General features: G+C 65.5%; 17 protein-coding genes. 13 read left to right on the forward strand and 4 right to left on the reverse strand.

The genetic code is table 11. The features are described 5' to 3' along the window. The first annotated feature begins 214 nt into the window (after positions 1 to 214). The 6 genes from BMZ79_RS03670 to BMZ79_RS03695 all read left to right on the forward strand — a co-directional run bounded on the left by BMZ79_RS03670 (position 215) and on the right by BMZ79_RS03695 (position 8,078). On the forward strand, positions 215 to 1,174 hold the full coding sequence (locus BMZ79_RS03670) for a hypothetical protein (protein WP_090636620.1): 960 nt from the start codon (positions 215 to 217) through the stop codon (positions 1,172 to 1,174). 4 nt (positions 1,175 to 1,178) lie between these two features. Beyond that, a complete protein-coding gene (gene fahA, locus BMZ79_RS03675) occupies positions 1,179 to 2,447 on the forward strand; it encodes a fumarylacetoacetase (RefSeq protein WP_090636622.1) in 1,269 nt (422 codons plus the stop codon). A 34-nt stretch (positions 2,448 to 2,481) separates the two neighbouring features. After that, on the forward strand, positions 2,482 to 4,197 hold the full coding sequence (locus tag BMZ79_RS03680) for an aromatic amino acid hydroxylase (protein ID WP_090636623.1): 1,716 nt from the start codon (positions 2,482 to 2,484) through the stop codon (positions 4,195 to 4,197). A gap of 275 nt (positions 4,198 to 4,472) precedes the next feature. After that, the gene (locus BMZ79_RS03685; protein ID WP_256252531.1) at positions 4,473 to 5,276 is read left to right on the forward strand and encodes an SDR family NAD(P)-dependent oxidoreductase; all 804 of its coding nucleotides are present in this window, start codon (positions 4,473 to 4,475) and stop codon (positions 5,274 to 5,276) included. A 37-nt stretch (positions 5,277 to 5,313) separates the two neighbouring features. Next, positions 5,314 to 7,311 carry a YjhG/YagF family D-xylonate dehydratase gene (locus BMZ79_RS03690; RefSeq protein WP_090636625.1) on the forward strand — a complete coding sequence of 666 codons (1,998 nt, stop codon included), beginning with the start codon at positions 5,314 to 5,316 and terminating at the stop codon, positions 7,309 to 7,311. Further along, entirely contained in the window at positions 7,308 to 8,078 is a 771-nt protein-coding gene (locus tag BMZ79_RS03695; RefSeq protein ID WP_090636626.1) for an SDR family NAD(P)-dependent oxidoreductase, read from the forward strand. The genes BMZ79_RS03690 and BMZ79_RS03695 overlap by 4 nt, the downstream gene beginning before the upstream one ends. Positions 8,079 to 8,200: 122 nt before the next feature. On the opposite strand, the gene BMZ79_RS03700 is transcribed toward BMZ79_RS03695, so the two are convergent. After that, complete coding sequence (locus BMZ79_RS03700; RefSeq protein ID WP_090636628.1) at positions 8,201 to 8,401, reverse strand: hypothetical protein; 201 nt, start codon at positions 8,399 to 8,401, stop codon at positions 8,201 to 8,203. Between the two features lie 501 nt (positions 8,402 to 8,902). On the opposite strand from BMZ79_RS03700, the gene BMZ79_RS34130 reads away from it, so the two are divergent. The 4 genes from BMZ79_RS34130 to BMZ79_RS03720 all read left to right on the forward strand — a co-directional run bounded on the left by BMZ79_RS34130 (position 8,903) and on the right by BMZ79_RS03720 (position 14,817). Further along, complete coding sequence (locus tag BMZ79_RS34130) at positions 8,903 to 9,043, forward strand: hypothetical protein (RefSeq protein WP_177221994.1); 141 nt, start codon at positions 8,903 to 8,905, stop codon at positions 9,041 to 9,043. Between the two features lie 331 nt (positions 9,044 to 9,374). Further along, positions 9,375 to 11,384, forward strand: a complete 2,010-nt coding sequence (locus BMZ79_RS03710; RefSeq protein ID WP_177221995.1) for a copper amine oxidase N-terminal domain-containing protein — start codon at positions 9,375 to 9,377, stop codon at positions 11,382 to 11,384. Positions 11,385 to 11,618: 234 nt separating this feature from the next. Beyond that, on the forward strand, positions 11,619 to 11,981 hold the full coding sequence (locus BMZ79_RS03715) for a hypothetical protein (protein ID WP_090636633.1): 363 nt from the start codon (positions 11,619 to 11,621) through the stop codon (positions 11,979 to 11,981). Between the two features lie 358 nt (positions 11,982 to 12,339). Next, a complete protein-coding gene (locus BMZ79_RS03720; RefSeq protein WP_256252532.1) occupies positions 12,340 to 14,817 on the forward strand; it encodes a golvesin C-terminal-like domain-containing protein in 2,478 nt (825 codons plus the stop codon). Between the two features lie 88 nt (positions 14,818 to 14,905). Here the strand turns inward: BMZ79_RS03720 and BMZ79_RS03725 are convergent, their stop codons facing one another. The 3 genes from BMZ79_RS03725 to BMZ79_RS03735 are packed head-to-tail and all read right to left on the reverse strand — an operon-like array spanning position 14,906 to position 18,388. Beyond that, positions 14,906 to 15,967 carry a Ger(x)C family spore germination protein gene (locus BMZ79_RS03725; RefSeq protein WP_090636634.1) on the reverse strand — a complete coding sequence of 354 codons (1,062 nt, stop codon included), beginning with the start codon at positions 15,965 to 15,967 and terminating at the stop codon, positions 14,906 to 14,908. Further along, positions 15,964 to 17,055 carry a GerAB/ArcD/ProY family transporter gene (locus tag BMZ79_RS03730; protein ID WP_090636636.1) on the reverse strand — a complete coding sequence of 364 codons (1,092 nt, stop codon included), beginning with the start codon at positions 17,053 to 17,055 and terminating at the stop codon, positions 15,964 to 15,966. The genes BMZ79_RS03725 and BMZ79_RS03730 overlap by 4 nt, the downstream gene beginning before the upstream one ends. 1 nt (position 17,056) lies before the next feature. Further along, positions 17,057 to 18,388 carry a spore germination protein gene (locus BMZ79_RS03735; RefSeq protein ID WP_177221996.1) on the reverse strand — a complete coding sequence of 444 codons (1,332 nt, stop codon included), beginning with the start codon at positions 18,386 to 18,388 and terminating at the stop codon, positions 17,057 to 17,059. A gap of 297 nt (positions 18,389 to 18,685) precedes the next feature. On the opposite strand from BMZ79_RS03735, the gene BMZ79_RS34650 reads away from it, so the two are divergent. The 3 genes from BMZ79_RS34650 to BMZ79_RS03745 all read left to right on the forward strand — a co-directional run bounded on the left by BMZ79_RS34650 (position 18,686) and on the right by BMZ79_RS03745 (position 20,652). Then, complete coding sequence (locus BMZ79_RS34650; protein ID WP_218154643.1) at positions 18,686 to 18,826, forward strand: hypothetical protein; 141 nt, start codon at positions 18,686 to 18,688, stop codon at positions 18,824 to 18,826. A 189-nt stretch (positions 18,827 to 19,015) separates the two neighbouring features. Beyond that, positions 19,016 to 20,059 carry a phosphotransferase enzyme family protein gene (locus BMZ79_RS03740; protein WP_177221997.1) on the forward strand — a complete coding sequence of 348 codons (1,044 nt, stop codon included), beginning with the start codon at positions 19,016 to 19,018 and terminating at the stop codon, positions 20,057 to 20,059. Positions 20,060 to 20,298: 239 nt separating this feature from the next. Next, on the forward strand, positions 20,299 to 20,652 hold the full coding sequence (locus tag BMZ79_RS03745) for a hypothetical protein (protein WP_090636642.1): 354 nt from the start codon (positions 20,299 to 20,301) through the stop codon (positions 20,650 to 20,652). Positions 20,653 to 20,689: the final 37 nt, after the last annotated feature.

Here is a 20,689-nt window from a genome sequence, read left to right on the forward strand (position 1 = left end):
CCGGAGCGAGGCGGGGCGAGGCGAGACAGCCGGCGGTGATCGTAAGGCTTGCCGCAGCCGGCTGGGAAGCGGAAGCAGCCTGCGCGGCTCGCGAGCGGTTGGCCGGAACGCTTCGAGAACCTGCTGCTTTCGCATCGTCCCCTTTCGCGCAAGACGGATGTCAAGCGTCCAACCGCGGTCTCAAGGCGAGCCATACCGAAAGGAGCGCATGCATATGCGAACCGGAACGAAGGCGTTCATGGAATCGCTGATCGACTACGCGGGCTTGTACCCGCCGGCGGCGCTGCCGATGGAGGCGGCCATGCGGAACTATTGCCGCTACCAGCGCGATCGCGACGGCTGGATGCTCGGCGGCTTCGTCGTCCCCGTCGCGCGGCTCGGCGAGCTGCTGCCGTTCAAGCCGCTGTTCGCCGCGGATCGGCCGCTCCGGCTGACGGTCATCGCGGCGCGCAGCCGCAGCGCCGAGGACTGCCTGCCGCAGCTGCGGGAGAACCTGGCGCGGATCGCCGTCTTCCGGCGCCGGTTCGCGGAAGCGGCCGCGGTCGCGGCGCTGGAGCTGCCGCTGCCTCCGCCGCCGTTCCCGCCCGGCCTGTTCCGGGCGCTCGAAGAGACGGCCGCCGGCGCGGGCTTGCGGCTGTTCTGCGAGCCGGCGCAGCCGCTCGACGCGTGCTGGGAGGCCGCCATGCTCGAGGCGCTGGACGCCATGGCGGCCGCCGGCGCGAGCGCGAGCGGCGGGCCGGGCCTCGGCGCGAAGCTGCGGACCGGCGGCGTGACGGCGGCCGCGATTCCTTCGCCGGGCCAGGTCGCGCTCGTCCTGGAAGCATGCCGGGACCGGTCGCTTCCGCTGAAGTGCACCGCCGGGCTGCATCATCCCGTCCGCATGCACCGGGAAGAAGTGAACGCGCGGATGCACGGCTACCTGAACGTGTTCTTCGCGGGCATGCTCGCTTACGCCCGCCGGCTCGGCCGGACGGACATCGAGGCGATCCTCGAGGACGAGGACCCGGCAAGCTTCGGCTTCGCGGACGTCGGGCTGCGCTGGCGGGACCGCATCGCGTCGGCCGCCGACATCCGGACGTGCCGCGGGCGCGGCCTCGTCGCCTTCGGCAGCTGCAGCTTCGACGAGCCGATCGGCGAGCTGCGGGCGCTCGGATTACTGGAGCAGAGGAGCTGAGCCGATGAAACGATCCTTCGTTCGCGTGGAACCGGATTCCCATTTTCCGATCCAGAACCTGCCTTACGGCGTGTTCCGCCCGCGCGGCGGGGGGCCGCCGCGGGTCGGCGTCGCGATCGGCGGCGAGGTGCTCGACCTGGACGCGCTCGACCGGGCGGGCTGCTTCGCCCCTGCCGCCGCTTCCGGCCTCGGCGTCTTCGCGCAGCCTTCGCTGAACCGCTTCCTGGCGCTCGGCCGTCCGGCGTGGCGGCAGGTGCGCGAGACGATCTCGCGTCTTCTGGACGCGGACGAACCGGCGCTGCGGGACAACGAAGCGCTGCGCGCGGCGGCGCTGCGCCCGCAGCGCGAGGTCGAGCTGCTGCTGCCCGCCGAGGTCGGCGATTACACGGATTTTTACGCCTCGCGGGCGCACGCGGAGCACGTCGGGACGTTGTTCCGCGGCAAGGACAACGCGCTCATGCCGAACTGGCTGCACCTGCCGGTCGGCTACCATGGCCGGTCGAGCTCCTTGATCGCCGGCGGGACGGACGTGCGCCGCCCGAACGGCCAATTGAAGCCGCCGGACGCGGAGGCGCCGCGCTTCGGCCCGAGCCGCCAGCTGGACTTCGAGCTGGAGGCGGGCTGGCTGATCGGGACGGGGAACGGGCAGGGACGGCCGATTGCGGTTGCGGACGCCGAAGATCATCTGTTCGGGCTTACGCTCGTCAACGACTGGAGCGCGCGTGACATCCAGGCCTGGGAATACCAGCCGCTCGGGCCGTTCCTCGGCAAAAGCTTCGCCACCTCCGTCTCGCCCTGGGTCGTGCCGCTCGAGGCGCTCGCGCCGTTCCGCGTCCCGGCCGGCAAGCAGGAGCCGGAGCCGCTCCCGTACCTGCGGAGCCCCTCGCCGGAGACATTCGACATCCGGCTCGAGGCCTACCTGCAGGGCGGCGCCATGGAACGGCCGGAGCGGATCGCGGCGAGCAGCTACCGCGAGCTGTACTGGACGATCGCGCAGCAGGTCGCGCATCACACGTCCGGCGGCTGCAATTTGCGCCCCGGCGATTTGCTCGCCTCCGGCACGATCAGCGGGGCGGCGAGGGGCGCGCGCGGCTGCTTGCTGGAGCTGACGTGGCGCGGCGCGGAGCCGCTGCGGCTCGGCGGGGGCGAGACGCGCACGTGGCTCGAGGACGGCGACCTCGTCATCCTGACCGGCTGGTGCCAGGGCGACGGCTACCGCGTCGGCTTCGGCGAGCTCGCGGGACGGGTGTTGCCGGCGCTCCCGTACCCTTGACCGGCGGACGCAACCAGAAGAGGGAGGGAACGACATGACGAACATTCCGCCGCACTTGGCCCCGTACGTCGCCGACCAGCGGTACGACCGGTACACGCCGGTCGATCATGCCGTCTGGCGGTACGTGATGCGCCAGAACCGCCGTGCCTTGCGCGGGAAGGCGCACGACGCGTACGTGAACGGGCTGGCGCTCTCCGGCATCGGCACGGAACGCATCCCCCGCGTATCGGAGATGAACGACTGCCTCGCGCGGATCGGCTGGGGAGCGGCGATCGTGAACGGCCTCATTCCGGGCGCCGTCTTCTACGAGCTGCTGGCGTCCGGCATCCTGCCGATCGCGGCCGAGATCCGCAAGCTGTCGAACATCGCGTATACGCCCGCGCCGGACATCCTTCACGAGGCGGCCGGCCACGCCCCGATCCTGTTCGATCCGGACTACCGGTCCTACGTGCGGGAAATCGGGGCGATCGGCGCCAAGGCGTTCTCCTCGCCGGCCAAGGGCGCCGCGTTCGAGGCGCTGCGGCGGCTCACGATCGTCATGGAGGATCCGGCCTCGACGGCGGAGGAGCGGGAGGCCGCCAAGCGGGACGCGGAAGAGAAGCAGCGCGCGGCCGCCGAAATGACGGAGGCGGAGAAGGTGTCCCGGCTGTTCTGGGCCACGGTGGAGTACGGCCTGGTCGGCGACCTTGCCGATCCCAAGATTTACGGCGCCGGCTTGCTGTCGTCCGTTGGCGAGAGCAAGCACTGCTTCACGGACGCGGTCACGAAGCTGCCGTATTCCGTCGAAGCGTGCGCGGCGAGCCCGAAAATCGTCACCGAAATGCAGTCGAAGCTGTTCGTTTGCAAAAATTTCGACGAATTGAAGGAAGGCGCGCGGTCCATGGCGAATACGATGGCATTCCGGGTCGGGGGCACGCCGAGCCTGGAGACGGCGAAGCGGTCCGGCGGCATCGCCACGTTCGAATTCGATTCCGGCCTCGGAGTGACGGGCGTCGTCGCGTCGATCGTCAAGGACAAGGACGGCGAAGCGGTCTACGTGAACACCGCCGGCGAGACGGCGCTGTCCGCGCGCGGCCGGCAGCTGCCGGGACACGGCCGGGAACGGCACCCGCGCGGCTACGGCACGCCGATCGGCCGGCTGCTAGGGAACGTCGCGCTGGAAGCCTGCGGCGCCGACGCGCTGGCGGAGCTCGGCATCGCGGAAGGACGCGACGCGCGGCTGGCGTTCGAAAGCGGCGTAAGCGTTTGCGGCCGCGTGGCGGGCATCCTGCGCGACGAGCGGCACGTGCTGCTCGTTTCCTTCGAGGCCTGCACCGTCGCGCTGGACGGCCGCGAGCTGTTTCGCCCCGAATGGGGAACGTACGATATGGCGGCCGGGTCGCGCATCGCGACCGCTTATCCCGGCGCCGCGGACCCGGTCGCCTACTTCGGCGCGCCGCCGCCGCGGGCGGCTCCCGCGGACGAACCGCCGCCGCCGACCGAATTGGAAGCGCTCTACGGAACGGTCGCGCGCCTTCGGGCGGAGGGCGGATCGGGCGTCGTCCGCGCGGAGGCGCTGCGGGAAGTCCATCGCGGTCTGGACCGCGCGTTCCCCCGGGACTGGCTGCTTCGGCTGGAGCTGCTGGAGCTCGCCGCGTCCGCCCCCGAACTCCGCGACATGGAAGCGATCCTTCGCGCGCAATTGGATGCGCTCGCGGGGCACGCTTCCGTCGCGAACCTCATCCGCGACGGCCTCGCCGTTCTGGCCTGATCCGCCGCTGCGGTACCGACCGCGCATGTTCGTCCCCGGCCGGACATACGCATGGGAAGAGGGACGTCCGAACGGTCCGGCCGCGCGCGAACGGCGCGCGCCCGGATCAAGGGCGCGCCGCCCGGCCAAGCCGGACAAGCCTTGGCGAAGCGGCTATCCGCCGCCGCGGCCGCCCGCCGCCTCGCTAGCCACGTAAGCCACGTAAGCCATGCAAACCGCGCAACGCACGCAAGCATCCGCATCCGCATCCCCGGAATACGCGGGGCGGAACCATTATGACAGTGGGAGTGATCGCCATGCAAACGATGGGATTGCAAGGAAAGAACGCGCTAGTTACCGGTTCAAGCCGAGGGCTCGGCAAGCAGTACGCGCTGGATTTGGCCCGCGCCGGCGCCAACGTGATCGTGCACGACGTCCGCGACAGCTCGGCGGCGGAATTCAACGAGGCGCCGTCCGGCCACGCGGTGGCCGAGGAGCTGCGCGCGTTCGGCGTGCGCTCGGCTTTCGTCGCCGCCGATCTGGCCGACCCGGCGCAGGCGGAGCGGCTCGTGAACGAAGCGATCCGGGAGCTCGGCTCGCTCGACATCGTCGTCAACAACGCCGGCGGCGACATCGGCTTCAATACGCCCCGCCCGGACCCGAACGACGCCATCGACATCTCCGTGGAGGACATCCGTTCTGTCGTCGAGCGGAACTTGCTGTCCGCGATGTACGTCTGCAAATTCGCCGGCGCGCACATGCGGGAACGCCGCTCGGGCAAAATCGTGAACGTCGGCTCGGTCGCGGGCCACGTGCCGGTCACGGCCGGGCTGATCTACGCCGCCGCCAAGACCGGCGTCTCGTCGTACACGCGAAGCCTCGCGGAGCAGCTGCGCCCGTACGACGTCAACGTGAACTGCATCTCGCCGGCGCCGACCTTTACCGGCCGCTTCCTCGCGACGCGGACCGTGAAGAGCGAGGAAGGGAAGTCCCGGCTGCAGCGCATCGCCCAGCCCGAGGACATGTCGAACATCGTGCTCTTCCTGTGCGGAAGCGCTTCCGACGCCATGACCGGCGAGACGATCGTTTGCTGGAAATGACGACCGCGACATCAGGGGAGAGCGAGGGAAAACAACGATGAACGAAGCATTGCGCGCCATCATGGGGCCGGAGGCGTCCGGCCTGTACGACATCCATACCCACGCGGCCGGGCCGGAAGGCAAGCTGCCGCTGACGGCGGACATGCTGACGGAACTGCCCTCCGGGGACCTGTTCGGCCTGAGCCAGAACGTCGGCATGGGCTGGAAACCGGACCGGCTGCTGGGCCGGCAAATCCTGATCTTAAGCACGCAGGGCGGCATTCGCGCCGAGGACGGCACGCCGGTCGCCCTCGGCTTCCATACCGGCCATTGGGAGGTCGGGCTGCTCGCGCGGGAAGCGGCGCGCGAGACGGCCGCGCTCGGCGGCGTGCCGTTCGCGGCCGCGGTCAGCGACCCGTGCGACGGCCGATCGCAGGGGACGACGGGCATGTTCGATTCGCTGCCGTACCGCAACGACGCGGCGATCGTCTTCCGGCGGCTCGTCCGGTCGCTGCCCACCCGCAAGGGCGTCATCGGCATCGGCACCTGCGACAAAGGGCTGCCCGCCATGATGATCGCCCTCGCGGGCATGCGCGACCTGCCGACGATCGTCATCCCGGGCGGCGTGACCCTGCCGCCGACGGACGGCGAGGACGCGGCCAAGATCCAGACGATCGGGGCGCGGTACGCGCACGGCCAGATCTCGCTCGAAGAAGCGGCCGATCTGGGGTGCCGCGCCTGCGCGACGCCCGGCGGGGGCTGCCAGTTCCTCGGCACGGCGGCGTCGGCCCAGGTCGTCGCGGAGGCGCTCGGCATGTCGCTGCCGCACGCGGCGCTGGCGCCGTCCGGCCAGCCGATCTGGCTCGAGCTCGCGCGGCAGTCGGCCCGGGCGATGCAGCGGATGGCGGCCGCGGGCACGAAGACGCGGGACATCGTCACGGACGCCGCCCTGGAGAACGCGATGGCGGTGCACGCGGCGTTCGGCGGCTCGACGAATCTGCTGCTGCACGTCCCGGCGATCGCGCACGCGGCGGGCCTTCGGATTCCCGACGTCGGGGACTGGACCCGCGTGAACAAGGCGGTGCCGCGGCTCGTCAGCGTGCTGCCGAACGGCCCGGAATACCACCCCACGGTGCGCGTGTTCATGGCCGGCGGGGTCCCCGAAGTCATGCTCCATCTGCGCAAGCTCGGGCTGCTGAACCTGAACGCGCGGACCGTCTCCGGCGAGACGCTCGGCGCCGTCCTCGATTGGTGGCAGGATTCCGAGCGGCGCCATGAGGTGCGCAAGCGGCTGCTGGCCGTCGACGGCATCGATCCGGACCGGGTCATCCTGCCGCCGGCGCAGGCGGCCGCGCGGGGGCTCGCGTCCACGGTCGCGTTCCCGGTCGGCAATTTGGCGCCGGAGGGCTCCGTCATCAAGTCGACGGCGATCGATCCCGACGTCGTCGGCGCGGACGGCGTCTACCGCCACGTCGGGCAAGCCAAGGTGTTCACGTCCGAGAAGGCGGCGGTGAAGGCGATCAAGGACGGCGCCATCCGGGAAGGCGACATCCTCGCGCTGATCGGCAGAGGCCCGTCGGGCACCGGCATGGAGGAAACGTACCAGCTGACCTCCGCGCTGAAGCATCTCCCGTTCGGCAAGCGCGTGACGCTGATCACGGACGCGCGCTTCTCGGGCGTCTCCACCGGCGCCTGCATCGGCCACGTCGGACCCGAGGCGCTCGCCGGCGGCCCGATCGGCAAATTGCGCGACGGCGACTGGATCGACGTCCGGATCGACCGCAACGCGCTGGAGGGCAGCCTTGATTTCGTCGGCGAAGGCGAAGCGCGGTTCGCGCCGGACGCCGGAGCGGCGATTCTGGCCGCGCGTCCGCCGCATCCGGGCTTGGCCGCGGACCCGGCGCTGCCGGACGACACCCGGCTGTGGGCGGCGCTGCAAGCCGCGAGCGGGGGCACGTGGCGCGGAAGCATCTACGACGCGGACCGGATTATCGAGACGCTGCAGGCGGGCATGGCCGCTCTGGCAAGCGGCAAGGAGAGGGGAACGGAAGCATGAGGAAACGGCTGGAGGGCAAAGTGATCGTCGTGACCGGCGGCACGCGGGGCATCGGCAAGGGCATCGCGCTGATGTGCGCGGCCGAAGGAGCCCGGGTGGCCGTGAGCGGCCGCAACGAGCAGGAAGGAAGCGACGTCGTGCGGCAGATCGCCGAGAACGGCGGACCGGAAGCGAAGTTCATCGCGAAGGACATCAGCGGCGAGACGGGCTGCCGGGAGCTGATGGAGGAGGCGGCCGCGCATTTCGGCCGGATCGACGGACTGGTCAACAACGCCGGCGTCTTCCCGCGGGGCAGCGTGCTCGATACGACGGAGGAGCTGTTCGATTTTATATTCGACGTCAACATCAAGGGCGCGTTCTTCTGCTCGCAGTACGCGATGAAGGAGATGCTGAAGACCGGCGGCGGGTCGATCGTGCAGATCGGCTCGACGAACGGCTTCAAGGGGGCGAAGGAGCTTGCGGCGTACGCCTGCTCGAAGGGCGCGCTGCGAACGCTGAACCGGAATATCGCGGCCCATTACGCGAGGGACGGCATCCGCTCCAATTGGGTGACCGTCGGCTGGGTGCCGTCGGAAGGGGAAGTGGAGCTGCACGGGAAGAACGGGCTGCAGGTCGAAGACTTGCACGAGATGGCGGCGGTCCGCATTCCGACCGGCCGGATGCAGACGCCCGAAGACATGGCTTACGGCGTCGTCTATTTGCTGTCGGACGAATCGAGCCAGGTCACGGGGACGGAGCTGGCCATCAACGGCGGACTGGGCTTATAGCCCATGCTTCGCGAGTAGGGGGACATCCGGACCGGGACGTTCCTCGGACCTATACGCCGGCTCTCCGTCTATACTCGCAAAAAAACCGCCCGCGGAAACGCGGGCGGTTTTTGTATGGGCGATTAGCGGGCGATCAGCCAAATGACCAAAATCCAAAACGGCATGACGGCCAGCGCGCCGTTGAACAGGCCGAACTTGAAATTGTTTCCGTCTTCCTTCGCTTCGAATTCGGAAGCGGCCGGTGCCGCGGCCATGGAATCGTGCATCTTCGTGCCTACGCCCAGCAGCGCGGCGTCGGCGGTTTTGCGTGGCATCCCTTTCATAATTAACCCTTCTCTCCTGGATCCTTTGCATGACCATCGTCATGCAAGCTAGTCGTTATTGTTTATATCGGTAACGAAGAGATAGGAATGAAGACCTTGATGAAATATTTTTTTCGCGCATAACCTAGGTCTTCCATACGACGACGAAAGCCCTTTCGCGAATGCCGGGACCGGGTCCGACGGCCGCTTTCCGGTCCCTGCCGGTTAGGCGGTTCATTTTCTTTTCTTTACACGCGCGGACGCCGCGTTTAATCGTTTCCGCCGTCAACGGCTTATTCGGCGGTGTGCGTAGGCGTGCAAGGTACGAAAGCACCGGGGCTAAAAGTCCGTTCCTTCGTACTGTATGATACGTCGTCGCAATCGATTCGGCTTCAAACGTTCCGAAGCCGAATTCGACCAAGGGCATTCGGCCGGTCCGCCTCGCTGCCGCTGTACATTTCGCGGACGAGCCCGTACAATCACGATGAACCGCATCTTCCGACGCAGAGGAGGGAACCGGGCATGCGATCCGAGGATCAAGTCAAAGCGAAATTGCATCAGCTGAAGCAGCTGCAGCAATCCGCCGATTCCGAAGCCGTCCGCATTCAAATCGAAATGCTGGAATGGGTGCTGAATCAGCCGACCGGCAGCTACCACGAATAACCGCGCGCAAGCGCGCCCGCGGGCAGGCCGCCGAATCTTCGGCGGCCTGTTTTGCCGCTCGGGGCGGCGCATGCAACTTTTGGCAGACGGATTTCGTCATGGTTGCGTCAGGGCGGGCAGGAGCGCGGCCAAGCACGCGTCGTTCCCTCGTTCGTACCGCTTGGCGCGGTACCGTTTGCGCATGGAAATGTGTCCAAAGGATGAAATAATTCCATATTTTCGCAACATTTACATTCCATGTGCGTTAAACAAGGGGAAGCAGCCGCAAGGACTGCCCGAACGGGACGCGGACGCGTTCGACACAGAAGAGAGAGAGAAGGGAAGACGTGGCATGAAATCAATGAAGTGGTTATTGGCGGCATCATTCTTACTCGGGTCTTACTCCAGCGCGGGATTGACCGGCGCGAACGCGGAGGGAATCTTAGCGCCCGCGCAGCCTCCGGCCGCCACGGATCGTCTGGATCTGACGATGGGCAGCGCGAAAATGCTCCATAACGGCGCCGTCTATCAGTCGGCGCAGCCCGTGGCCAGCATCGCCGGCAGAACGTTCCTGCCGTTCAGTTCCATCGCGGCCCGCTACGGGTACAAAATCTCGTACGACGCGAAGAAGAAGGAATCGACCGCGTCGAACGACCGGCACACGCTGGTCTTCAAGATCGGCAGCGCCGTCGCGTACCGGGACGGCGCGGCGACGAAGCTGACCGGCGCGCCGTACATTTCGAACGGCTACCTGATGGTCCCGCTCCGCTCCTGGGGCGAAATGGCCGATAGCACGATCGCCGTCGTCGGCAAGACGATCACGCTGAAATGGTCCTCCGTCGTCGTGCCGCCGAAGCCGACCGCGAGCTTCGACGTGCAGCCGGCCGAGATCTACGCGGGCCAGACGGCCGTGACGTACGTGGACCGCGCGACGAGCGCGACGGGGCTGCCGTTCGTGGACGAGCGGTGGACCGGCCGGATGGACGTCTTCCCCCAAGCGGGAACGTACGTCGTCACGCGGGAAGTCGAGGACAGCAACGGCGTTTGGAGCGATCCTTACTCCGTCACCGTGACGGTCAAGGCGCCGAACCTGCCGCCGGTCGCCGACTTCGCCACGGATAAGCCGACGTACCGGATCGGCGAGAACGTCGCGTACACCGACCTCAGCACCGACGACGAGAACGCCATCGTAAAGAGCACCTTCGCGGGCAACGACAAGGCCTTCTTCGAGCCCGGCGACAAGTCGGTCACGCTGACCGTCGAGGACAGCCACGGACTGACGTCCACGATCACCAAGACGGTGACGGTCACGAACGACGTGCTGTATACGAAGGACGAGTACGACCGGCTGTTCACGCCGCTCGGCGACATCTACTCCGTCGACGGCGCCGCGGTGCTCCATTATCCGGCGTACAAATATTCGATCGTGAACGAAGCCGCGCAGATGGTGCGCAGCAACAGCCCGGAGACGCTCGTCCAGGAGGGCATCGCGTACCACGCCCAGATGACGGGCAACGTCCGGTTCATGTTCCATAACGTCAACAACATCGGTTATCCGGTCTCCGTGCATCTGCTCGCGACGAATCTCGGCAGCGGCCCGGCCATGTTCAGCAAGAGCGCCATGGGCATGGGCGGCCCGACGCCGTCGCCGGAGCTCGCCGGCAAGCTGTCCACGTCCCGCTACCTGACCGCGCTGACGGCCAATCCGGCGCCGGTCGCGATGACGATCGCCCCGGGCGAGACGAAGGAAGTGCTGCCCGAAATCGCCAAGGTACCGCTGAAGGCCGGCGACTCGCTCAGCTCGTACGCGGACGTTTACTCCGATAAAGAGCTGCTGTACAACATCGTCGTGGTCGCGGCGGGCAAGGATCCGGTCGCGGAGCTGGATAACCTGACGGTCATGCCGCGCGACGGGATTCATACGCGGGGAACCTTCTACAGCGCCGACCGTTCCATCACGATCGACGATCGAATCGGCGAGCAGCCGCAGCGGGTCATGTTCGGCGACGTCGGCAAAGACGCGTTCGACACGATTCTGGACGGCATCGACGAAACGTCCGGTCAGCTGGAGTACAACCGGGGCAACTTCGGCGTCCTGTACCGCATGCATCTGTCGCATGTCGCGCCGCACACCTTGATCTCGCTGAACGCGCGGGGCGGGCTCTATACGGGCGCGTTCCTCGTCAACGGCCAGCTCGTGACCGTCGCGAACAATCAGGCGCTTCGGAGCAACACCCAAGCGTCGGTGCTCTATCGGACGGGCGACGGCGAGGAGCCGGTGGACCTCGTGTTCACCATCGCGTCGGGCAGCAATTTGCCGATCGCGATGACGTTCACGCCGCTGCCGCCGATCCGGCAATAGCCCTTCGGCTCAACCGCAGGCAGCCGCCCGCAAGCCTTCCGCCTATATATCGGCGGGACGGCTTGCGGGCGGTTTTTTTTGCGCGGACTTCTCTCGTCAAGGGACAAGCGCTGTTGCCGCGAGCCGATGCGAACATATAGTAGATCACGGGATTCGAAGGGACGGGCTCGGGCGCGCCGCGCCGGAGACGGACCCTTCGGATTCCGCGACATCGCGCGGAAAGGAGGGATTCCCATGCCCTTCTCGACAGGCATCATCACGAACACGAGAGCGACGGGCACCGCGGCAACGACCGTCGTCGTGAACACGCGCAACGAGAACCTCTCGGCCGCGTCGACGATCACGATCGTACTCTACGCGTCCGTCGATTCCCACACGTTTTACACGGCGTACGTCACGTCGTTCGTCATCCCGCCCAACTCGTTCGACGTCCGGACGTTCTTCATCAGCGGCAACGTCGCCTACGAGGTACAGACGAACACGTCGTCCCCGCAAGTGCTGTTCTCGGTTTACGGATTGGACGAATTCGGCAACCTCGTTACGGAGCAAGGCAAGCTTCAGGCCGATCTCAGCTTCATCGGCTCGCTGACGCTGTAACGCAAGTCCGGCTCCATGAGGGCCAGGAGCGGTATGAGGCAGTCCGACGCTTGCGCGGTAAGCGATGGACTGCCTTTCGCGCGTTCATGCTCCAAATCGGCGCAACGGAACCGGGCATTCGCCGTTCTTTTATCGGCCTATGCCCGCATATATGGATATTGGAAGCGCATTCCAGGGGGGCAGAGACGCATCGGTTATGGATTCCAAGGCAGAAGGGAGGAGACGCGCACACACTTACCCGATTGACGCGGCAGGAATACGCGCAAAATGTAAAGCGCTTACAACTGGAGGGGTATGCCTATGGAAAAGCGGTTCAAACAAACGCTGCGCTTTTTTCGCGGTGGCGTTCGCCGTCTGTTTGACGGCCGGTAACGTAGAAACGGCGCGGGGAGAAGGCGCGAACTTCATCACGCGAAGCGGCGACAAGCTGATGGACGGCGGCACGGAATACCGGTTCATCGGCACGAACGCGCCGTTCCTGGAGCGGGCTTGGGCCGATCCCGCGGAGATCGAGGACGAAATAAGGGCGGCCAGCCGTTCGGGCATCGGCGTCATCCGCCTCTATCCGTTCGAGGTACGCATGAGCGGAGATCCCGCCGGCACGTTCCGGCACGTCATGGGACCCGGATCCTACAATGAAAGCGCATTCAAGTTATTCGACAAGGTGCTCCAGCTCGCCAACGCGTACAACGTCAAGCTGATCGTGCCGTTCGTGGACAGCTACACGTACGTCGGCGGCACGGCCGACTGGGCGGCTTTCCGGGGCCAACCGGCCGACGCCTTCTGGAGCGATCCCGTCGTCCGGCAGGATTTTAAACAATTCATCGCCTACGTGGTGAACCGGGTCAACACGTATACGCAAGTGCCCTACAAGAACGATAAAGCCATTCTCGCCTGGCAGCTCGGCAACGAGCTGCGGTCCACGGATGCTTGGACGAGCGAAATGGCCGCCTACGTCAAGAGCCTGGATCCCAATCACCTCGTCGGCGACGGCGGCTATGTGCGGGCGCAGGGCATCCGGGCGAACGCGCTGAACGACCCCAATATCGATTTTATTGATCCGCATATCTATCTATACCACAATTATGCCGATCCGCTCGCCAAGCTGAACGAGTGGCGGACGGCCACGAAAGACAAGAAGCCGCTCCTGATCGGCGAATTCGGCGATTTCCCGCCCGCCGTGAACGAACAGCTGCTGCAAACCGTTCAGGCGAACGGGACGGCCGGCGCCATGATCTGGGGCAGCATGCCCCATCACCGGATGGGCGGCTGGCATTGGCCGCCGGTCGGCGACTGGTCGTACCTGCGCTATCCCGGCTTCGCCACGGGCGATTGGGCGAACGAATCGGCCGTCTTCGGCCAGCTGCGCGCGCAGGCGTACGCCATCCGCGGCGCGGCCGTGCCGTCTTGGACGCCGCCGCCGGCGCCCGCGCTGTTTCCCGCCGATTCCGCGCATACGCTGTCCTGGCTCGGCGTCTCGACCGCGTCGGCGTACGACGTCGAGCGCGCGGACGCGCCGTCCGGGCCATGGAGCGTCGTCGCGGCGGACGTGACGGACGACGTCGTCGCGCCGGACGATTACAACTACGCCGTGCCGTTGTTCGACGACGCTTCCGCCGCCGCCGGTACCCGCTATTACTACCGAATCCGGGCGAAAAGCCCGGACGGCGCCTATTCGCCGTATTCCAACGTCGTCGGGCCGATTACGTCCCGGACGGCGCTTGTCGTCGACAACGGCGGCGGCGGCTACTCGGAGACGGGAGCCTGGTCCGACAGCGCGCTTCCGGCCAGCTACGGCGGCGGCTCCCGGTACAGCAATACGGCGGGCAGCACGGCCGCCTGGGCGCTGAACGTGGAAACGCCCGGCTATTACAACGTGTACGTCCGTTATCCGTACCATCAAACCTCGTCGCAGAACGTCGCTTACGCCGTCCGGCACGACGGCCGGACCGACGCGATCCCCGCCGTCGACCAGACGACGATCGCCAAGGGACAGTGGCGGCTGATCGATACGGCGTTTTTCGCGGCCGGAGGCGAACAAGGCATCACGCTGACCGCCGGATCCAAGGCGGGTTCGGGCAACGTCACGCGCGCCGACGCGGTGATGCTGGAGCCGGTCGCGTACGGCGATCTGTTCCAAAGCGGCGTCCTCGCCGGCTGGACATCCGGCAGCGGCTCGTGGGCGCCCGCGGTCGACGTCGCGAAGTCGCTCGTCTCGCAGACGCTCAAGCAGTCCGCGGCGGGCATCGCGGAGGCGCGGGCGGAGGGGACCTACGGCGATCTATCCGTCACGGCCGCCGTCAAGGCGTACGACCGGACGGCCGCGGATTCCTCGTCCGGCCTGATCGCCCGGGCCAGCGCGGACTTCGCCAGCTATTACACGCTGCGCCTCAATTACGGCCAGCATAAAATCCAGCTGTACAAGAAAGCGGCCGGCAATTGGACGAAGCTCGGCGAAGCGGAGCTGCCCGCGAGCCCGGGCGCGTGGTACGTGCTGCGTCTCGAGCTTCGCGGCGGCGCGATCGCCGGCTATGTCAACGGCATCCGCAAGATCGCCGTCAGCGACGGTACGCTCACGCAGGGCTACGCCGGACTGCGCACCTACGAGCAGACGGCCGTCTTCGACAACTTCGTCGTCGCGGTCCCGGATCCGCCGCCGGCCGGCGGGAAGAGCGCCGAAGCGGCGACGGGCGGGGCGGCCGTTCCGGATACGACGGCGGCGCCCGGAGCGCCGGAGACGTCCGAAGCGCCTGAGGCGCCGGTACCGCCGGTCGCGCCGGTGCCTCCGAAGGCCGACGGACCTCCGAAGGCGCCCGAGACTCCCATGCCTGCATGAACCGAATAAAACAAAAGCCGCACGGCCATTGCCGCGCGGTTGTAGTCGATCGAACCGTGCGTCCGGCCTTGGGCCGGCCGTTCCTGCCCTAGGTCTTCAGATTGCCCGTATTGCGAATGACCGTATTGACCTTCAGCTCGATTTGAAGCCGCGGCAAGTACTTGGTCCGCCAGTCGGCCAGCTGCGGACGCGGCAGCTCGTCCCGAAAATGCTGACCGAGGCCGAAAATGTCGGCCTCGTGATGCCTCGCCTTCGCGATAATCGCTTCGAACCGTTCGGAAACGACCCGCCGCAGCTCCGATTTTATCGCTTCGTCGGTCGGATCGCCGCGCTTGTCCATGACGATGACTTTAAGGCGGATCGTGCTTTTGAGCTGCGGCCGGCCGCTTCGGATCGTGCCTTTGTTCCGGATGCGGCTGCTCGTGATTTGGACGGTGGCGTGGCCCATCACTTCGATTTTTCCCTGCGTGTTCATGCCGTCGAAGACGTTGTACAGCAGCGTTTCCTCGTTGTTCAGGCGCCCGACCATCTTGCCGTTCTTCAGGATCGCCGAGCCCGTGCTTCGGATAATCGTCGTGTCGCCCGATTTCACGATCGGAATGACGACGTCGTGCGTGTAGGAGTGAATGCTGCGGAAGATGCGCCAGGTCGGGGTATACGCGATGTCGGGGCTCCAGCCGGCGCTCTTCTGGAAGAAATCGTAGATCGCGGTGTTGTTGTCGTCGGCCCGGGCCTGCATATGCTTGAAGAAATCGGCGAGCGGCTCGTCGCACACGACGAACATCGTCTTGGGCGCGATATGCCGGGAGCGGACGATGCTGGCGATGCCTTCGGACAGCCCGTTCTGCGCGAATTCGCGGTCGACGATGATGACCTTCAAGTGAAGCAGGTCGACCTGGCTCTCCATGTTCATGCTGATATGATCAATGACTTTATTGATGGAATCCCCCGTGTCGGAGATCACCTGAATGCCTTCGGAATCCGACTCCGAGACTTCCGGGATGTCCAGGAAGAGGGCGTATTTGCCCGCGTGATAGGAGATCCCCATGGCGATCGGCAGCGAGCGGTGGTTGATGTCCTTGTTGGTCCAGCAGCCGGCGAGCAAGAGCAGCAGCAGGACCGCGGCCGCCGTTTTCGACAGTGTTCTCATGGCGCCTCCTTCTGCAGCTGGCCGACGTAACGGCGGCCGACGGCGAACACGACGAGCGGCGTCACGACGGTCACGTAGCCCCAGAGGTACGAATGCCAGCGGAAAATGGCGTTGACCGCCTTCCAGTCCGGAATGACGAGACAGACGACGAACAGGACGGAGGCGAGCGCCGGCAGCAGAATGCCCGACCGGACGTTGCGGACGCTGAGGCGGAACACGTTTTCCATTTGCCAGATGAGCGCCGCGATGAACAGCAGGATGAAGGCAAGCAGACCAAGCACCAGGAACATCGTTACCCGGTCGAACATGAGCCACTCGATGTCGATCGTGTCGGCGGTGAAGATGAACGGGAACTCCAGCTGGCTGGCGGTCTCTTCGCCGAGCGTCATGAGCGGAATGTAGACGGACATGAGGTACATGGGAACGAGGAGACCGCAAGCGATAAAAATACCCCGGGCGGTAAACGAGACGTAGGACGGAACCAGTCCCATGAACAAGAAGCAACCCGTGAACACGAACAGGCTCTTGTAATACGAGGCATGCCCGAGAAACGCGAAATCCGCCGGTTTCCGGGGAAGGAGCGGCATCGCGTAATGCGGATCGATGTTCTGGAGCGACGCGGCGAGCACGAAGAAGACGGAAGGCAGGAACAGGACGGCAATCAGCAGGCCTAGCCGCATCAACCCCTGAATGCCGCCGCGCAGCACGATGTACGTCGGGATGGCGATGAACATGAAGTCGAAATGCCAAAGCGGCATCGACGACGAGACGATGATCGAGATGATCTCCGCGAACGCCCGGACCGTCAGGGCGGCGAGCGCGCCGATGTATACCCACAGCGGCAAGAGCGTCGCCCAGGCGAGCCAGCGGTTCTTCCGCATGAGCACGCGGACCATGTTATGGCCCTTATAGTAACGGATGCCTTTCAGATAAAGCGCGATGATCGCGACTTGAATCAACAGTCCGGTCGCGATGGGCAGCCAATGGATCTCCTTCGTGCTGGCGATGATGTCCGTGGGGAAGAGGAAGAACATCATGCCCGTATGCATCAGGAAAAACGCCAGCGGCACTTGCATGTTTTTGAACACGTCATTCACCTTCCGGTTTGTTCAGCTGCAAATAAGGAATGTCCAGCGTTTTCTCGCAGGCCAGATACGCGCAAACCAAGACCAGTCCGGCCATCGTGCCGAGCACGCCGTAAAGGGCGGACAGAACGAGCGTGACATACTTGAACATCCGGAACGTCAGCACGTTCTGAAACCCGACCGCGGTCGCGCCGGAAATCGTGCCGGCCGCCAGCACGATGATGAGCAGATTGCTGACCAGCTTCGCCGCCACGGCCGCCTGTCCGAGCACGATGCCGCCGACCATCGTGATCGCGGGACCGATGCTGGCCGGAAGCCGGATGAGCGCCTCCATCAGCAGCTCCAGGATAACCATCATCACGAGCGTTTCGACGAAGGCGGGGTAAGGCACTTCCAGCCGGCTCTTCGCGATCGAATGGGCCAGCTCGAACCGCAGCACGTCGGGATTGACCGAGACGAGCGAGACGTAGAGCGCCGGCAGGAGGATCATCAGGAGCAGGCCGAAGACGCGATAGCACCGCAGCACCATCGCGATCGCGAACGGATAGTTGCGGTCTTCCTCCGACATGATGAAGTCCGATGCCAGGCTGGGCACCACGATCGCGTAGGGCAGGCATTCGATGAAGATGACGGCCCGTCCGTTGCGCAAAGCCCGGACCGCGTTGGCCGGCGTCTCGCACGTGCGGAAACGGGTCACGAAGCCGGACTTGGACAAGCCGAGCAATTTAATCAAATCCTGCAGATTGCCGATGTCCAAGCTCGCCTGAGCGGTCCGGGAGGTCAGCCGGTCGGTCAGCTTGCGCAGCAGCGTAGGATGGATTTCGCCTTCGAGGTAGGCAAGCGTCACGCGGCTTTTGTAGGTACGGCCGAAGCTGTGCGTCGAGAAATGGAAGTTGTCCGAATTGATCCGCATGCGCAGCATGCCGAGGTTCAAGTCCATGTCCTCGTTGAAGGCGCCGCTCGGGTTCAGGATCGGATTCTCCGTGAGCGGCTCCGACACGGAACGGTGCAGCGGCTGCGTGATCGGGAACAGGCTGAAGACCGTCTCGGACGGCTCGTGGACGACGAGCAGCCTCGCGTTCCTCAGCTCGGCGGTCAGCTCGTCCAGCCGTCCGTTCTCCAGCTTGCGCCCGATTCCCGCCAGCATGCGCAGCAGCTCGCCTTCCGAGCTGCCGCCGTCGTGCAGCTGCTGCCGGAGCATCGTCAGCGATTGGGGGAAGTCGATCATCGTCTTGAAGCCGGCAAGAGCAACCGGCGCGCCCCCGAAGTAAGCGCGGCGTAACATGAAATCCTCGTCTTTCGCGTAATGCCGTTCCAATTCCGTCGCAATCGACATGATTCGCCCTCCTTTGCCGGGTGTCCGCGTCATGTTTCGCATGGTACCGATATACTTGTCCATTATCTCTCATTGGCGAGCGCGCTAAACCTGAAAGGGGGCGATCGCCCGGCAAAGCGGGGGAGGACGTAGGAAGAACGCTTGCGGAAGATGCGGGGGCGGCAAGACGGCTCGCGAATTTTGTTAATGTCATTAATAACTGTTTGTTAATGACATTAACAGAGTCCGCGATTGACTCGCCGACAGCTCTGCGATTCGAATGAAACGACGCGTTCTTTCGGGCATTTTATGTATTTCATGGCATTAATTAAAGCGCTGGCCGCTTCCGCCTTTCGACAGCTCGTCGTCTGCTCGTTTTCGACAAAGATTCGCGCCGGCGGCCGCGTCGTCGCGATCGGAGCAGGCGAATCGGGTACGTTCGGGCTTGATCGGGCATAACGGCGAAGCGCCGCGCGGGGGACTTTCCCGGGCGGCGCTTTCGGCGTTCGCCCGCTCGTGAACCGCACGGATCGGCCCGCGCGCTTGATCATGCAGGAAGGCGGACGTTTCGCGCCGAATGGACAGAGGACGAAGTCTAGCCAAGCTTGCCCGCAGTCTACGCAAAGAGGCGCAATGAGGAGGGATCCGATGAAAGTTCGTTATCCGATCGCGGACGACGCGCTCGCAAGCAGCCTGGAACGCGCCTATCCGATTCGTATCCGGGAAATCCGCTTTATTCCGTACGGCGATTCCGCGTACTCGTACAAGCTCGTCTGCGCCGACGGAGCCGCCTATTATCTGAAGCTGTACGATCACGGAAACGACGCGCAGCGGAGCGGGATCGGGCGGCTGCCGCGGTACTTGCCGCTGACCCGGCGGCTGCATGACGAGGGTTTGTTGCCGAACGCGGCTTGCCCGGTTCCCAATCATCGCGGCGAGCTGTCGTCCGCCTGCGAGGGATACACCGTCGTGCTCTACGGCTTCATCGAAGGCGAGACGCTGGCGGACGCTTATCCGTTCCCCGACGGCCTGCTCGAGGAAGTCGCGGACGCGATGGCCGGCATCCATCGGCTCGCTTCCGTCGCGGCCGCCGAGGGCGTCGCGGCCGAGTCGTTCGAGCTGGACTTCGAGGATCGGCTCGCGTCCAGCCTGTCCGCGCTTGAGCGGAGGGACTTCGCCGAGAGCCCCGTCCGGCTGGCCCTGCAGGCGCTCGTCGCGCCCGAGAGCCCGCGCCTCCGCGGGCTGATGCGGCTTGTCCGCGAGCTTCGGCGCGATGCCGTCGCGGATGAGCGCGAATACGTGCTCTGCCACGGAGATCTGTGGGGCGGCAACCTGATTCGGGGCGAACGCGGCTTGTACGTGCTCGATTGGGAGAACGCGCTGCTGGCGCCGCCGGAATTCGATTGGTTCGGCTATATCGGCGACCGGTTCGGGCGCTTCATCGCCGCCTATGAGCGTCGCCGGGGATGTCCGGCGGCGATTGACGCGCGTCTGCTGCGCTTCTACGCGTACCGCCATCACTTGCGCAATCTGACGAACTGGCTGCTGAACATCCTGGAGCGCAACGGCGACGACGCGCAGAGCGCGCACGATTTGGACCTGATCGCGCATCATTGCTTGAACCGGCTGGATGCGATCGAACCGCACGCCGCGCGCGTGGAGCGCGAATTCGGCCGGACGGGACGTTCCTGACGGTCATCTTAATCGCTTCATCGAAATCGGACAGCGGCCGCGGCCGGCTGTCTTTTTCGGCGTTTTTGGGCGTGATTTTCCGTTTCTCTATGAAAAGGCGATGAAAAACAGGGCGTTCGAACAGACCGCTCTAGCGGCGCGTTCATAGAGTATAAGGAACTCTAGCTCGGCCCGCTGTCCGATTAACGGGGCAAGGGACGACGCACCTAGAGGGATAGGAGAAGGGAGGTGTCGGCTTCGTGGCAATCATCTCGACGGGACCTATCGACAACAGTCCGACGGCCGGACTCGGCATCAGCCAGCAGGCGGCGATCCATCTGGCGAACCGCAGCGCTTCCGGATCGGCGACGGTGCTGATACAGGGCTACCATCTGACCGGTTCGAGAACGTTGTACGTCCTCGAGCAAATCGTGCTTGCCCCGAATGAGCATGCGGTCAAGCGGTTTTTCTCCGGTCTTGCCGCATTCGAATTCGTGCTGGACGTCTCCGGTCCGGGGCAAGCCGGAGTCGAAGCCGCGCTGATGGGCGTCAGCGCGAGCGGCGCGATCGTCGCGGCCGTACGCATGGCGGCGGCCGAAGGCTTGCGGCGCTGACTCCCTCCTGCCGGTCGGGCGCCCGACCGTCCGGCGG

It is taken from the genome of Paenibacillus sp. UNC496MF, assembly GCF_900113915.1.
GTDB lineage: Bacteria > Bacillota > Bacilli > Paenibacillales > Paenibacillaceae > Paenibacillus_Z > Paenibacillus_Z artemisiicola.

Excerpts from the sequence above, each read along its gene's own strand:
- BMZ79_RS03670 (WP_090636620.1), top strand. The coding sequence starts at position 215 with ATGCGAACCGGAACGAAGGCGTTCATGGAATCGCTGATCGACTACGCG.
- fahA (WP_090636622.1), top strand. The coding sequence starts at position 1,179 with ATGAAACGATCCTTCGTTCGCGTGGAACCGGATTCCCATTTTCCGATC.
- BMZ79_RS03680 (WP_090636623.1), top strand. The coding sequence starts at position 2,482 with ATGACGAACATTCCGCCGCACTTGGCCCCGTACGTCGCCGACCAGCGG.
- BMZ79_RS03685 (WP_256252531.1), top strand. The coding sequence starts at position 4,473 with ATGACAGTGGGAGTGATCGCCATGCAAACGATGGGATTGCAAGGAAAG.
- BMZ79_RS03690 (WP_090636625.1), top strand. The coding sequence starts at position 5,314 with ATGAACGAAGCATTGCGCGCCATCATGGGGCCGGAGGCGTCCGGCCTG.
- BMZ79_RS03695 (WP_090636626.1), top strand. The coding sequence starts at position 7,308 with ATGAGGAAACGGCTGGAGGGCAAAGTGATCGTCGTGACCGGCGGCACG.
- BMZ79_RS03700 (WP_090636628.1), bottom strand. The coding sequence starts at position 8,401 with ATGAAAGGGATGCCACGCAAAACCGCCGACGCCGCGCTGCTGGGCGTA.
- BMZ79_RS34130 (WP_177221994.1), top strand. The coding sequence starts at position 8,903 with ATGCGATCCGAGGATCAAGTCAAAGCGAAATTGCATCAGCTGAAGCAG.
- BMZ79_RS03710 (WP_177221995.1), top strand. The coding sequence starts at position 9,375 with ATGAAATCAATGAAGTGGTTATTGGCGGCATCATTCTTACTCGGGTCT.
- BMZ79_RS03715 (WP_090636633.1), top strand. The coding sequence starts at position 11,619 with ATGCCCTTCTCGACAGGCATCATCACGAACACGAGAGCGACGGGCACC.
- BMZ79_RS03725 (WP_090636634.1), bottom strand. The coding sequence starts at position 15,967 with ATGAGAACACTGTCGAAAACGGCGGCCGCGGTCCTGCTGCTGCTCTTG.
- BMZ79_RS03735 (WP_177221996.1), bottom strand. The coding sequence starts at position 18,388 with ATGTCGATTGCGACGGAATTGGAACGGCATTACGCGAAAGACGAGGAT.
- BMZ79_RS34650 (WP_218154643.1), top strand. The coding sequence starts at position 18,686 with ATGGCATTAATTAAAGCGCTGGCCGCTTCCGCCTTTCGACAGCTCGTC.
- BMZ79_RS03740 (WP_177221997.1), top strand. The coding sequence starts at position 19,016 with ATGAAAGTTCGTTATCCGATCGCGGACGACGCGCTCGCAAGCAGCCTG.